The 14,595-nt window shown below is 40.2% G+C and carries 14 protein-coding genes; 7 read left to right on the top strand and 7 right to left on the bottom strand.

What is annotated here, in order from left to right; genetic code table 11:
- The 6 genes from ACM0OP_RS13930 to ACM0OP_RS13955 all read right to left on the bottom strand — a co-directional run bounded on the left by ACM0OP_RS13930 (window position 1) and on the right by ACM0OP_RS13955 (window position 7,624).
- Window positions 1-1,314, bottom strand: a complete 1,314-nt coding sequence (locus ACM0OP_RS13930) for a CO2 hydration protein (RefSeq protein ID WP_414529015.1) — start codon at window positions 1,312-1,314, stop codon at window positions 1-3.
- A gap of 158 nt (window positions 1,315-1,472) precedes the next feature.
- Window positions 1,473-1,850, bottom strand: coding sequence for a NirD/YgiW/YdeI family stress tolerance protein (locus tag ACM0OP_RS13935; protein ID WP_414529016.1), 378 nt, complete (start codon window positions 1,848-1,850; stop codon window positions 1,473-1,475).
- Between the two features lie 37 nt (window positions 1,851-1,887).
- Entirely contained in the window at window positions 1,888-3,390 is a 1,503-nt protein-coding gene (locus ACM0OP_RS13940; RefSeq protein ID WP_414529017.1) for an NADH-quinone oxidoreductase subunit M, read from the bottom strand.
- A gap of 106 nt (window positions 3,391-3,496) precedes the next feature.
- A complete protein-coding gene (locus tag ACM0OP_RS13945) occupies window positions 3,497-5,356 on the bottom strand; it encodes an NAD(P)H-quinone oxidoreductase subunit F (protein ID WP_414529018.1) in 1,860 nt (619 codons plus the stop codon).
- A 755-nt stretch (window positions 5,357-6,111) separates the two neighbouring features.
- Entirely contained in the window at window positions 6,112-7,218 is a 1,107-nt protein-coding gene (gene mraY, locus ACM0OP_RS13950) for a phospho-N-acetylmuramoyl-pentapeptide-transferase (protein ID WP_414529019.1), read from the bottom strand.
- A 169-nt stretch (window positions 7,219-7,387) separates the two neighbouring features.
- Window positions 7,388-7,624 carry a DUF3134 domain-containing protein gene (locus ACM0OP_RS13955; RefSeq protein WP_414529020.1) on the bottom strand — a complete coding sequence of 79 codons (237 nt, stop codon included), beginning with the start codon at window positions 7,622-7,624 and terminating at the stop codon, window positions 7,388-7,390.
- Between the two features lie 245 nt (window positions 7,625-7,869).
- Between ACM0OP_RS13955 and ACM0OP_RS13960 the strand changes: the two genes are divergently transcribed.
- The 4 genes from ACM0OP_RS13960 (at window position 7,870) to ndhO (ending at window position 10,204) form a co-directional block, all read left to right on the top strand.
- A complete protein-coding gene (locus ACM0OP_RS13960; RefSeq protein WP_414529021.1) occupies window positions 7,870-8,454 on the top strand; it encodes a PAP/fibrillin family protein in 585 nt (194 codons plus the stop codon).
- Window positions 8,455-8,667: 213 nt separating this feature from the next.
- On the top strand, window positions 8,668-8,880 hold the full coding sequence (locus ACM0OP_RS13965; protein ID WP_089090839.1) for a photosystem I reaction center subunit IV: 213 nt from the start codon (window positions 8,668-8,670) through the stop codon (window positions 8,878-8,880).
- A gap of 138 nt (window positions 8,881-9,018) precedes the next feature.
- Entirely contained in the window at window positions 9,019-9,861 is an 843-nt protein-coding gene (locus tag ACM0OP_RS13970; protein WP_414529022.1) for a DNA-formamidopyrimidine glycosylase, read from the top strand.
- Window positions 9,862-9,988: 127 nt separating this feature from the next.
- On the top strand, window positions 9,989-10,204 hold the full coding sequence (gene ndhO, locus ACM0OP_RS13975; RefSeq protein WP_414529023.1) for an NAD(P)H-quinone oxidoreductase subunit O: 216 nt from the start codon (window positions 9,989-9,991) through the stop codon (window positions 10,202-10,204).
- A gap of 70 nt (window positions 10,205-10,274) precedes the next feature.
- On the opposite strand, the gene ACM0OP_RS13980 is transcribed toward ndhO, so the two are convergent.
- Window positions 10,275-10,517, bottom strand: coding sequence for a hypothetical protein (locus tag ACM0OP_RS13980; protein ID WP_414529024.1), 243 nt, complete (start codon window positions 10,515-10,517; stop codon window positions 10,275-10,277).
- 303 nt (window positions 10,518-10,820) lie between these two features.
- On the opposite strand from ACM0OP_RS13980, the gene mdh reads away from it, so the two are divergent.
- From mdh to ACM0OP_RS13995, 3 genes are all read left to right on the top strand, one after another.
- Window positions 10,821-11,783 carry a malate dehydrogenase gene (mdh, locus tag ACM0OP_RS13985; RefSeq protein ID WP_414529025.1) on the top strand — a complete coding sequence of 321 codons (963 nt, stop codon included), beginning with the start codon at window positions 10,821-10,823 and terminating at the stop codon, window positions 11,781-11,783.
- A gap of 351 nt (window positions 11,784-12,134) precedes the next feature.
- Complete coding sequence (locus ACM0OP_RS13990; RefSeq protein ID WP_414529026.1) at window positions 12,135-12,800, top strand: hypothetical protein; 666 nt, start codon at window positions 12,135-12,137, stop codon at window positions 12,798-12,800.
- A gap of 41 nt (window positions 12,801-12,841) precedes the next feature.
- Window positions 12,842-14,595 (top strand): hypothetical protein (locus ACM0OP_RS13995; RefSeq protein ID WP_414529027.1); only part of this gene is annotated, 1,754 nt, incomplete at its 3' end.

Consider the following 14,595-nt stretch of genomic DNA (forward strand, 5'->3'; position numbering starts at 1 on the left):
TCAACGATAATCCTGGCTTTGAATATCACGCAGACGCGCCGCATCACGCATACCGTAATCAGTCCGAGTAAAGCGATTTAACTGCGACTCATAAAAGTCTCTATTGGCTTGTAAATGCTCAGGGTCAGGGTCATCTAAAGGATGATGTAATGCTGTACGTAATGCTTGAATTACCGCAGATGTAACGTTGTACATTGACCGTTGAAAAGTAATTCCCAACTGAATCAACATATCATCTTTGCCTCGGCAATGTTTTTTGTAATCTTCAATCAGATATTCTGGCAAAAAATGCAGCATATCTTGCATTAATAATGTTGGGGGAATACCTGCTGTCCCCACCGGAAATACATCAGCATAGAGAATACCATAGTGGAAATCTTCTTGCTTATTTGGTACTTGACCCGCTTGAGCATTATAAGATTTTGTTCCCCTAAAAGGTGCTGTGCGGTAAAAAACAGCTTCGACATAAGGTAATGCAGCTTCATACAACCAGACAAAACCTTCAGATTTGGGAACGATTTCGTAACATTCACCACGGATATAAACATGATGGTAAATAGGACGATTTGCTACAGCAAAAATGCCATTTACCAGAAAATTCATCGCTTCTGGGACAGTGGTAATTTTACCATCGTCATATAAATCTGACATTTCAAAAAATACCGGAGCCATAACTTCCCAGAATAGCCCCAAATTAGAATAGTAAGACATTTGGCGGCACTGTTCTAGAAACATATCTGGGAACAGTTTATAAAGCCCCAACATTATGGGGTTTCCTTGGAAATAAGCTTTGATAGCTCTATCAGCGTTAGCTTTATATTCTGGACTATCTAAATAAGGGTCAAATTTCCCACCCATTCCCCTGTGCCAAAACATAGCCCGCATACAAGCTTCAGCAAATTCCATATTGATGCGGTCATGGAATAAATGATGTAATAACTTAGGCATTTTCAAGGTTTCACCCTTTTCCATAAATGCCAAAAGTTCAGGATGTGCAGTAGCTTCACCGCGCCAAACTCTCAACTCAGCATCATCGCCGGCATAATGATTATGCAATTCCAAATACTCTTTAGGCAAGAAGTATTTAAAGAAGGGTAAGGGGTTTAAAAATACTCGTTCGGCGATATAAAGCAAGTCACGCCAGTAGAAATCCATCGGTACGGCATAGGCTTTATAAATGCCGATGATTTGTTTTAAATTTTCTGGTGTATCAGGCAACATGGAGCCACCTGCTTCTAGCCGATGAATTATCTCAGCAAATTCATGTTGAGAAGGAGGTAGTTTATTAGTAGATTTTTCTGGAGTTTGTACCATTGTAATTTCTTGGTATTTATTATGCTGATTTCGCGGAAAAAGGCTTGTAAAAATTTTTCAGAAAATATTTTTGTGCTGGTTTTGTCCTTTGTCTATATCTGATTTAGTAAAGTCATCAAATATTCAGATACATAACAAAGGACGATGCAAATTATTTATTACCTTTTTCCACGGCTACGACTCCAAGGTGGTGGACCAGCAGCAGGTCTAATATTAATTACATTACCATTGGCGCGAGTAATGGTAAAAGCATCAAATTCACCTTCATCAAATTCGCCAACAACTGTTAATTCTTCCCCTGGCAAAACATTAATTTCTTTCCACCAACGTGGTCCAGCATCAACAATGATTTGACCTGTACCATCGCTGAGTGTAAAATCATTGCCAACGACACTGATAACTTTACCAGATAAAGTTATGCCTCGTGATTGCTGTAAATCTCGAATTTTCGTTTGGGCTTGGACTAAAACAGGGCTGAGTGTGATAGAAATTGTAGTAGCGATCGCTAAACCTAAATTAAGTTTTTTCCGTTGCATAAATTACTATCTCCAGTAAATTTTGTTCGGGGAATAACTATTTCACAGCAAGATGAGCAACTATGGTTTTGTCTATTGGGGGAATTGTCGCCACCATAGCTGTAGTTGTACTTTCACTCCAACGCACTAACCAAGTCGGTTGTACACCCAAAAAGATAATTAGAGCAGCCAAAACTATAGCCGGAATCTTTTCCGCCCAGACAACTTTGGCGTAGTAAGCTAAATTATTATCCAACTTGCCAAAACAGGTGCGGTTGAGGAGAATAACGAAATACACTGCTGTTAAGCCGCTAGATGCGACACATAAGATAGTTGGTAAAGGAAAAACTGAGAAACTACCTTGAAATACAATAAATTCCGCCACAAATCCTGTTAAACCAGGTATTCCCGCACTAGCCATCCCACTAAGAACCAGTAAAGCGCTAATTAAAGGTAAACCGCGAATAGGACTCATTAAGCCGTTGAGTTTTTCTAAGTCACGCGTACCAACTTTAGATTCTATTACCCCGACTAGGTGGAAGAGAATGGCCAGAATCAAACCGTGGCTGAACATTTGCGCCACTGCGCCCACTAACGCTAAAGCTGTGCTAGAGGCGCTGGCTAATAATACATAACCCATGTGACCGATAGAACTGTATGCTACCATGCGCTTGATGTCTGTTTGCGCGATCGCAATTACCGCCCCATAAATCGCACTAATAGCCCCCCAAATAGCTAAAGTTGGTGCAACCACAGTCCAAGCTTGGGGAAACATTCCCATCCCAAAGCGTAACAGTCCATAGGTTCCCAACTTCGCCAACACGCCACCCAACAAAATCGCAATGGGTGCGGAAGCTTCAACATAAGCATCAGGTAGCCAAGTATGGAAGGGAACGAGAGGTATTTTAATTCCAAAGCCGATAATAATTCCTATTAAGAGGACGAGTTGTAAACCTGCGGAAATATTTTGAGTAGAGACAGCATCGAAGGCAAAACTGTTAGCACCAGTGAGGAATACCAGACCTAAGAAAGTGGCTAAAATGAAAGCACCGGAAACAGCAGTATAAATTAAAAACTTAATACCAGCATAAGCCCGTTTTTCTCCTCCCCAAATGGAAATTAATAAATAGAAGGGAATTAATTCTAGTTCGTAAAACAAAAAGAATAACAACAGGTTTTCTGCTAAAAATGCCCCAGCAACGCCACCACTAATAAATAAAATTAGCGAATAAAAAAGTCGTGGGCGTTCAGTTTCTTTATCACTGCTGTAAATAGCAATCCAGGTGAGTAAACTATTGAGTACCAACATCATAATTGATAACCCATCAACCCCTAGTTGATAAGTTAAACCCAAAGTTTCATTCCACGGTAGATATTCTTCAAATTGCATCCCTGGAGTGCTGATATCGAATTTCAGCAAAATAAACAAATTCCAGCAGAAAACTATACCTGCTACAATTAAAGATACTAAGCGGATGCGACTAGCTGAGACAACTTTACCCGGTAAAAACCCGATAATTACAGCACTGAGAATTGGTATCCAAATCAGAAAACTCAACATATTCTAGAATTTACCTATCTATGTATTTATCTGCGTTTATCTGTGTTTATCTGCGTTCAATTATTCTTCCATCTACCTTACTTACAATCCTCAAATGAGTCCAGGATTAAAACATCAAATCTAAAAACTGGATTTTCCAGAATGGCCAAGTTATCCAGGCACAGAAAACGCCTACTCCTAAAAGTACAGTAAAGGCATAAGATTGAGTTCTTCCAGTGGTACTGTATTTTAAACCTTCGCCACCTAAGAGGGAAAATAACCCCACTAAATTCACTACGCCATCAACTATAAAGCGGTCAATCATATCAGCCAATTTGGAAAGTTGGGCAACGCCGAATATGATAGTGATGCGATAGAGTTTTGGTGTGTAAAAATCGTAAGCAAATAAGTCTTGTAAAGGTTTCCAAGGGAGGCGAATTGGTTTGGGAATATTGCCTAAATAAATGACCGCGCTAATGCTACAACCGAAAATACTTGACCAAATTAGTAATAGCACGACATCTTTATTCAGACTTGCCCAACTTGGTAATATTGATAAGCTTTGTAAAACTAAAGGTAAATGCAAAACCAAGCCAAATAAAATCATCATGGGTATGATCATTGGCCAGTGAACTTCAGGCGATCGCTCACTCATTTGTTTAGCTTTACCACCGAAAATTAAGCCAAATTCTCTGGTTAAACTGAAAGCTGTTAAGGCGTTTACTAAAATAATAACTCCCACTAACCAAGGGGAAGTGTCCCACAGTCCATCGGCTAATTCCACCAAAGCCCAAAAGCTACCTAACGGGGGAAAAGCAATTAATCCTAATATTCCCACAATGAAAGCTAACCCAGAAATCGGGCGACGTGTCCAAAGTCCGCCCAGTTGAGTGACATCTTGGGTGATGCTATTCCAAACAATACCGCCGCTACTCATGACTAATAATGCTGAAGCTAAAGCATGGGTAAGTACCAATAATAGTGCTGTTTCTTCTTGTTGTGTGCCGACAGCAATAAACACTAAGCCCATGTAAGCACTAACAGAATAAGATAAGCAGCGTTTCACGTCAATTTGAGCGATCGCAATTAAGGATGCACCCACAGCAGTCACGACACCAATGGCGATTATAAACGATGAAACTACAGGCGATAAACTTAAGACAGGTTGCAGTTTAATTAATACCCACGCACCACTAGCAACCACTACCGAGTTCCGCAAAATTGTACTGGGAACAGGGCCTTCCATCGCTTCATCTAACCACAAATGCAAAGGAAATTGAGCGCATTTACCCATCGGTCCCGCAACTAATGCTAAACCTACTAATGTAATCACCGTGGGATCTACTTGAGCATTATTTGCCCATACTTCTAACTCTGTATAATCCCAAGTCCCTGATAAAGTCCATAAACCCAAGACTCCCATGAGTAAGAATAAATCTCCTACCCGCTTGGTTAAGAAAGCATCTCTAGCACCAGTGACTACTAAAGGTTGGCTAAACCATAAGCCTACTAATAGATAGGTTCCTAATGTCAGGACTTCCAAAATTGCATAGCTGAAAAATAGGTTATTGCACAAACATAATGCACATAATCCCGCTTCAAACAATCCCAATAAGGAATAGAAGCGTCCCCAACCCCAATCCATTTCCATGTAACCCAGAGCGAAAATTTGGGCTAAGAAATTTAAGCCAGTTACTATCACCATTCCACCTATGCTGACTGAAGAAATTTCTAAAGCAATGGTGAGGTTTAAACCTGCGGTAGATAACCAAGGAATAAATATTTCTTGGGGTGGTTGATTCCAAGTTAATTGGAAAGCTAAGACACTATGAACTAATGCCAAAAATGTCATAATTAAATTGACATAACCTGCTGGTCTTGAGCCTGTTTTGCGAATGATTCCCGGCGACCAGGGAATTGCCAAAAGTCCACCTGTTAAGGCGTAGCAAGGAACTAGCCAAACAGTCTCTAGGAGAAACTGAGCCATGAAATTAACCTCTGTATTGACAGCATAAATTAACTATTCTGGGAGCAGAATTAACTTGGCTATCAGTTAGCTAAGTATTCTAAATAAAGGAAATTTATTTTTGCTTAATATTATTTTTATCTTACTGTCATATTTACAAAAAAGGAATTAATTAACAAAATAAATCTATAATGTCTACTGTAATTAATTCTTATATAATCATTTTTTGAGTTTATTCATAGATTAAACTCTATGGATGATGTTTGGATATAACTGATATCATCTCCGTTTAATTAGTTACGATTACCAGAATCATGTCACCCCACCCCTAACCCCAGACCGCAAGCGAGGAACCCCTATGTACACACAAATCGGCAAATTCTGGTTTGTGTCATAAGACCCCACCCCTAGCCCCTCCCCGCAAGCGAGGAGGGGAACTGGATTTACAGTGAAATTAGGTTTTTAGGGCTGGAAACCCTTTTTGGCTCAGGATGTGTGTACACGGTAGCGCAAGCGAGGAGGGGAGATAAAATAAAAGTCTGGCATATTTTCGCGTTTCGTAAGTATTCAACCGGACTTGATATGAGACAAAAGAGGTGAGGACAAATATCATAAAACCCTTTTAATTATGGAGTTTCAAGGCTTATCCCCACACCCTACACCCTACCCCCTGCACCCTCCTATAGAAACACCCCCGGATATCCAGGGGCGGTAATTTGTTAAATCAATTTGTTAAAAGTGCAAAAATTTTAAAAGGGTGCGATTTCTGCGGAGAGCTACGCTAACGCTAAACAAACGACAGCTAAAATGGCAGCGATTATATAAAAGACTGTTACTACTTGTAATTCTGACCAGCCTGTTAATTCTAGGTGATGGTGTAGAGGAGCCATTTTTAAGAGGCGTTTGCCTTTACCATCAGGGCCTTTTGTGGCTTTATAGTATGTTACCTGGGCGATGACAGAAATGGTTTCTACAAAGAAAATGCCACTGAGAATGAACAGGGCTACTAAACTATTAGTTAGTAGTGCTACAGATGCTAAAGCCCCACCCAGTGCTAAGGAACCAGTGTCACCCATGAAGACGCGGGCTGGGTTGCGGTTGTGGGCTAAGAAACCTAAGCAACCACCACTTAATGCGGCACAAAAGACCATTAATCCAGGGTGAGCGGGGGCGATGATTGCACCTAATGCTAGTAAGGCGATCGCCACTGTTCCAGACGCTAAACCATCAATACCATCAGTTAAATTAGTGGCGTTACTTTCTGCAACTAGCACAAAGCCAGCCAAAGGCCAGAATAAAAATCCCAAAGGTAGTGCAAAACTTACCCAAGGTAAAGCAATATTTGTAATATTAGAATCTTGATTAGACATCAGCCATAGACAAAATAAGCCTGCAAATCCGATTTGCAAAGCCAGTTTCATCTTGGGAGATATGCCTTTATTTGATTTGCGGCGGAGAATTTGCCAATCGTCTAACCAGCCGATAAATCCATAACTGAGAGTTAAGGCGGCAACGGCAAGTACATCTGTGGCAAAATTAGATAATACGCAGGCGATCGCCACAGCTAAAGGGACAAAAAATATTCCCCCCATCGTCGGTGTACCAGCTTTTTTTAAATGGGCTTGGGGTCCATCCTCCCGGATGATTTGCCCAGTTTTCAATGCTTGCAACATGGGAATGACGACAAAACCCATAGCGGCTGAACCCACCGCACACAGCAACAATGGTAAAGTCAGTGACATCCCTTCCCAAGGGGTTCTATGCCCCAACCAATCCAGTGTCCAGGCGGCGATGGTCAGCGCGACCACTAAACTAGAAGCTAATGTAATACCCGAAATATTTGTTCCTTGACTTCCTTGACTAGGAGATAATTTAGCGTCCACCAAAATTCCCTTCACTCCACACTTATAAAATTCCACAATGAGGACAATAGATATTATCTAGTGCAGCACGGCAAAATCAAAGGTATATTGTCTCATTTAACAGGTAATTTGTCTGTTGATTTGAGATTTTCCCTTCCGCGCTGCGGTTATCCTCTCTAGCCTGTAGAGGCTAATCATCGTCTATTCCTGCATCACTGTCATCATCAAGATCGTAATCATCGATTCCGTCTTCCGAACTCAATAAGTCCGATATTTCTTCTTCTGGTGACAGTTCTGTTTCTTGAACGTTACGTGCTACTAGGCGACCTTGGATTTGCAACCAGTCCAGCATAGAAAATTCTTGCTTTGATGGAATTACTCTGGCGCGTTGGTTACGCGGTGCTTCACTTAAGGGAGAATGCAACATATCTACGAACACACAAAAAGGTTTATGTAACTAGACATTAAGCAGTCTATCACTGAGAAGGGATAATTTAATTATCCATTCAACTCTGGTGTGAATAAATCCGTAAGCTGACAGAATTATTTTATTTAATAGTGGTAAAGTCAGCACAAGTAAATTACTAAGGTTTTGTCAGCCTGTATACATACAGAGGAGATCAATATCGATTTCCGATAAATGATATTTAATGATTTTTTAGGTGATCAACCATGCTGGGTAAAGCAAATCTCATTGATGCGATCGCAGGTACAAATCGGGGATTACTGGCTAACGCAGCCCAAAAACAGGCTATATTAGCGGCGATCGCCAACTTAGAAGACTTCAATCCCACACCTCGTCCCTTAGAAGCAACTCATTTGCTTAACGGTGATTGGCGGTTAATCTACACCAGCAGCAAAGCACTTTTGAACTTAGATCGGATTCCCTTTGCTAAACTTGGTCAAATTTATCAGTGTATCCGGGTCAACACCAGCAGCGTTTACAACATAGCCGAAATTTATGGCTTACCTTATTTAGAAGGTTTAGTTAGCGTAGCTGCGAAATTTGAACCAGTTTCAGAAAAACGAGTCCAAGTAAAATTCCAGCGCTCGATTTTGGGTTTAAAACGTTTAATCGCTTACAGTTCTCCCGCCACATTTATCCAAGAAATTGAATCTGGGAAAAAATTTACGGCTTTTGATACTGTCATAAACAGTGATAAACAGCAAGGCTGGTTAGACATCACCTATATAGATGAGGACTTGCGAATTGGCAGGGGTAACGAGGGTAGCGTGTTCGTTTTAAGTAAAACATAAACTTTTGCAAATTTATCTAGTTGCGAACGAAAGTAAGCGATCATTGGGTTTTTGTCAATAACTTTGTGACACTTATTTGAATTTTCCAGTTACAACCGGCTACTTAAATCAGATAAATAACTTAACAAATCCTTTGTGGGCGACCTTGACGATGTACAGTGAAATCAAATAGCCCTATATATTGCCATAGATCATTACAAAGGGAAGATACTCATGGTTCAACGTGGTTCTAAAGTACGTATTCTCCGCCCCGAATCCTACTGGTTTCAAGAAGTAGGCACTGTGGCTACTATCGACCAAAGTGGCATTAAGTATGCAGCAATTGTCCGGTTTGATAAGGTCAACTACTCTGGTATCAACACCAATAACTTTGCCATCGACGAATTAGTAGAGGTAGAAGCACCAAAGGCTAAAGCCAAGAAATAAGCGGTATAACCCTAAAGGGGATAAACTAGTCATTAGTGCTTGAGGGTGCGTACCCTGCCCCTCGTGAGTGTCAAAACTCCCCACTAATGCATCTATTTCATCCCCAATACCTAAAACTTGCTTGTTTTATCAGCTTAAATGCCTGAATTGCCTGAAGTCGAAACAGTTCGCAGAGGTCTAAATCAAATGACCCTGCACCAAAAAATTACGGGTGGGGATGTGTTGCTAAACCGCACCATCGCCTACCCTTTTTCTATTGATGAATTTATTGCTCAAATTACCGGAAGTGCGATCGCCGCTTGGCATCGTCGTGGTAAATATCTTTTAGCAGAACTCACCCCCACTCCTCAGATTCACTGGTTAGGGGTGCATTTGCGGATGACTGGACAACTACTGTGGTTAGACCAAACTGAACCATTACACAAGCACACCAGAGTCAGATTATTTTTTGGCGCACAGCAAGAATTACGCTTTGTAGACCAGCGCACCTTTGGTCAAATGTGGTCAGTTCCCCCAGGAGTCCCAGTAGAAAGCATCATGACTGGTTTAGCCAAACTAGCCGTAGACCCTTTTTCACCCCAATTCACCGTTGAATATCTAGCCGCTAAATTACAAAATCGCCGTCGTCCCATCAAAACCGCACTATTAGACCAGTCAGTGGTAGCAGGGTTAGGGAATATTTATGCTGACGAAGCATTATTTAAAAGTGGTATTTTACCCACAACCCTGTGTATAGATTTGCAGCGAGAGCAAATTCAGCCTTTACACAGCAATATCATTCAAGTATTAGAAACCAGCATCGCCGCCGGGGGTACGACCTTTAGTAACTTCCTGAATGTCCAGGGCGTTAACGGTAATTATGGCGGTGTAGCGTGGGTATATAATCGCACTGGGGAACCTTGCCGAGTGTGTGCTACTCCCATACAGCGCATTAAATTAGCTGGGCGTTCTAGTCATTTTTGCCCCCAGTGTCAAAGTTGAGGGAGTGGGGAGTAGGGAGTGGAATATTTGCTTTGTCCTTTTGTGTTCAAGATATTCTTAAGTGAAATTGCATCTGGGTACAAGTTAAAATTCTTTTACAACCATCCAGAAGTTCAAGAGTAAATTTATGGCAGTCAAAAAGGGAAATATGGTACGCGCTATCCGCGAGAAACTAGAAAATAGTCTGGAAGCCAAAGCCAGTGATTCTCGCTTTCCTTCTTATTTGTTCGATAGCAAGGGGGAAATTGTTGATCTTAAAGGTGATTACGCTCTGGTAAAATTCGGGAAAGTGCCAACACCAAATATTTGGTTACGTTTAGATCAACTTGAAGAATTTGAATAAATTTCAGAGTCAAGTCTGAACCTACACAAACAAAACCTGCCCCCGCAGGTTTAAATATTGCATTTTATTTTCATCCCTCTCTACCCTTTGACACTCCTCTGCGACTAGCGAGTTCTTTCTCTATTTCATCTTCATCTAATAAACGTTTCCCAGAAGCAACAATTCTAGAGCGAATTTGGCGTAACCTTTCTCCCAAGGGAGTTTTATTTACAGAGGTTTTCAAGTGAAGAAATTCCACAAAATCTAAGACTTCCTCTTGTTTGTCTTGTGGAAGGGAAAGCCACTTCGTTAATAAATCTTGTTCTGCACTCATTTTGACTACCTACTTTGATAATTTAGCTAAAGTTATATTAATCTATAGTATGTCTGAGAGGATGTTTGTAAAGTATCGATTATTACTAGCCCTGGCGACTAGAAGTCGCGGCTACACAAACTAAACCCGCCTGCGCGGGTTAAAAACCTTGATTTTTCATTAGTCCACGCAGGTGGACTTGGCCTGTGTAGTAGCGAATTATATTCGCCTAAAACTTTTAAAACATCCTCTGATGCTGCAACAATTGGCTCAAGCCAATAAAGTCTAACTTTCTTAATTACGAATTACGAATTACGAATTATTATGATTTCTTCTATTCTATGTCGTTCACCTCGTGTAACCATTATCGGTGCTGGTAAAGTTGGTAGCACTTTAGCCCAACGCATTGCTGAGAAAAATCTTGCAGATGTGGTGTTGTTGGATATTGTACCGGGAATGCCTCAAGGTTTGGCATTGGATTTGACGGAAGCTAGGGGTATTGAGTTACATAATCGTCAAATTATTGGCACTAATAATTATGCAGATACTGCTGATTCCCAAATTGTGGTAATTACTGCGGGTATTCCCCGTAAACCGGGAATGAGTCGGGATGATTTGCTGAAAATTAATGCAAAAATTGTGGTGGAAGCTGCTAAGAGTGCGATCGCACATTCTCCCGATGCTATTTTTATAATTATCACCAATCCTTTAGATGTGATGACTTATTTAGCTTGGGAAGCGACAGGTTTACCACGCCATCGAGTAATGGGTATGGCTGGGGTATTGGACTCAGCTAGATTTGAAACTTTTATTGCTTTAGAATTAGGGGTATTATCGGCTGATGTCAAGGCGATGGTATTAGGTAGCCACGGTGATTTAATGGTTCCCTTGTCCCGTTATGCGACGGTTAACGGCATTCCCATTACTGAATTATTAGATACAGATACAATTGACCGTTTAGTAGAGAGAACCCGCAACGGGGGTGCGGAAATTGTGGAATTGATGCAAACTGGTGGCGCATTTTTTGCCCCTGCTTCAGCTGCGAGTGTGATGGTGGAATCTATTTTGTTGAATCAGTCGCGTTTATTACCTGTGGCCACTTATTTACAGGGTGAATACGGTTTAAATGATGTTGTAATTGGTGTTCCCTGTCGTTTGGGTTGCGGTGGAATTGAGAAGATTTTGGAAGTGCATCTCACCGATGGGGAAAGAGAAGCTTTGCAGATTTCGGCGCAATCTGTGCGGGATAATATTAATCGGGCGCAGGAAATTTTGGCTATGCAATAATCATTTTTTTAAGGGCTTAGAAATCGCGGCTACACAGACATGATGCGAAGCGTCTCCCCGTAGGTAAATCCGCCTGTGTGGGTTCAAAATTATTGATTTTTAGGCGTTGCTGATTTGAAGTATTAACAGTATTTGTGATGATGTTAAAAACCCTGTAGAGATGTTATTCGGAATGTCTTTACATTTAAATTCATACTTGGTTTCAGTAACGCTAATTTTTACATATTTAACCTTTTTTGATGAATACACTTAGCTAGTGATAGGACATATTTAGCAAATAATCGGTTTTTTGTACCTAAATTCATCAAATCACATTATGATTATAAATATTAGTCTAATAGGAAACACAGTATGGGTGCGGGACAAAATCTTTTACAGGCTACCCAAGCTAAAACGCGTCTGCTGCTGGCTTTGTGGGATTTGGGAGGAACAAAGCAGGAAGTAAAGAAAGGTCAACTAACGAAGCGCATTATATCTAAGGGTAAGAAGGTAGCAGATTATAAGCATATATTTAAAGAATTAGAGGAACAAGGGGCGATCGCCATTTCTAAAACTGGATACTCTTTAAATTCTCCGAAGGGTTTGGAGGTTCTAGGTGAGAGTTTGAGAAGTGGTGATTTTAAGTTTGAAGGAACTATTGTTGGTACTTGGGCGGCTAATGCTTTGGTGCGGTGGATTAGTCAGATAGATGTAAATGTTGGTACATCTGCACCAGTGAATGAGGTTAAAAGTGCAAATATTGCTTCTTACGATGAGTTTAAGTCTGTCGCCTTGGAAGTATACGACAAGCTGAATTATGAATATAGCTCTAATAATTTAGTCCCTATTTATCGTATTAGAAGAACAATAGGCGAACGAGTTACCCGTACAGAATTTAATGATTTTCTCCTGGAAATGCAAGCTGATGATATTTTTCAACTGCAAGGGGGAACAGTAGAAGATAGCGCACGGGACAAGATAGAAGATTCTATTACAACACCACTTGATGGCTTACGCTGCTATGCAAAGCGTATATAAAGCTAAATATTTGTTCCTTCACACCTTCACTTTACATTACCATGACTCCTAACACATCTACCATTGATCAACTGATTCAAGAACACAACCCATTTGCAGGACATATTGTTGTTAGACCTCCACAAATATGGGGTAAAAGTTTTCCTGATGTTCCTACTATTAATGCTCATGCTTCAGATGCAGTATTTCATGCAGTAGAACAAATCCGAAAAAAACAACGTGAAACTGTTGGTATTACGCTTACAGCAGAAAAAGGCTTAGGTAAAAGCCATATTATTAGTCGCATTCGGCATCGTTTACAGACAGAAGAAGGTAATTTATTTATTTACATGAGTAAATATGATGACTTAAATCAAATTAAATCTCAAGTTTTACAAAATATTGCATCTAGCTTGAGAGCATTTGGTAGTCAAAATGTGATGCAGTGGCAAGAAATAGCAGCAGCGTTAATTAACGAATCTAGAGAATGGAAATATACGCCGCAGCAATATATAGAAAACTTCCCAAGTTGGTTGAAAAAATATTCAAATAAATTAGTTGCACAATTAACAAAATTTATTCTGCAAGTTAAACCTGAGATTAGTAACCCTTACATAATTCAGGCTATTTTGTGGACACTTTCCCCAGATCATGTTACTTATGCAAATTCCTGGTTATCTGGCTTGGAATTGACACAGGAAGATGCTAAAGCAATGGGGCTACCAAATCGACGTAAAGAAGATAGAGAATCTGAAGCATTAAGTAATATTCGCCAAATTCTAGACATAGTTAGTGATTATAGAATCCCGGTGATTTGTTTTGATGAGTTAGATGTTGCTGACATTGCGGATAATGGTTTTACAGCAGCACAAATTATTGCTAACTTGGTTAAGGATTTATATAACAATCTCAAAAGAGGTGTTTTCTTATTGGCGATGTATCCTGAAACTTGGAATGACCAAATCAGGGCATTACCACGAGCAGAGGCCGTTATGGATAGATTAGTAAGTGAGCAATTTGATAGACAACCAATTGAATTAAAATTTCTTAATTCCGATGATATTGTTGCCTTAGTAGGTCAATGGCTAAAAGATTTTTATCAGAAACATCAACAAAGTCCGCCTCATGCCCTTTACCCTTTTGATGAAAATGAACTTAGAGAACTTGGTAGAAGTAGACCTACTGTTAGATCAGTTTTAAAGTGGTGTGGAGAAAATTTTATTGGTAATCAGAGTATTGTTGATAAAGGAGAGCAAACAGATACACAGAAGGAAAACCTCAGAGATGATGGTAATGGGACATCTAAGACTCCCCATCCTGTTAAACCATACTTCGATAATGAGTTAGCCAATGTAGAAACTTCTATTGATTCATTAATGGAAGAAGAAGCAACAATTGCCGAGGCTCTTTGGCTGGCTTTCGTTAGTCTAATCGGTGAAACTTTAGAGGGAGTTAGCATTGAAGACATTGAAGAGATAGAAGCTAGTACAGCAGACACTGGATATCTAGATTTCCGAATTGTTGGCAATAATAGAAAAGTGAAGATAGGAGTAACTACAGTTCAGCAAGATGGCAAGTTTATAGGTGCTGCATTGAGGCGACTAATTGATTACAGAAAATTTGATTTTACTCGCGGTTGCTTGGTACGTTCAAAACAAATTCGTTCAGGTGCAGCCCAAGCGAGAGAACTGTTGAAAAAACTTTTAATAGAAAAAGGTGGAGAATGGGTAGGGTTACAAAGCCAAGATATTAAACCTCTTTTAGCAGAAATGTTGAATCTCGTTACAAAACTTTACATATTCAGGTATAGTAGTTT

Origin of the sequence: Nodularia chucula CCY0103 (assembly GCF_963923915.1) — a bacterium.
GTDB classification, from domain to species: domain Bacteria; phylum Cyanobacteriota; class Cyanobacteriia; order Cyanobacteriales; family Nostocaceae; genus Nodularia; species Nodularia chucula.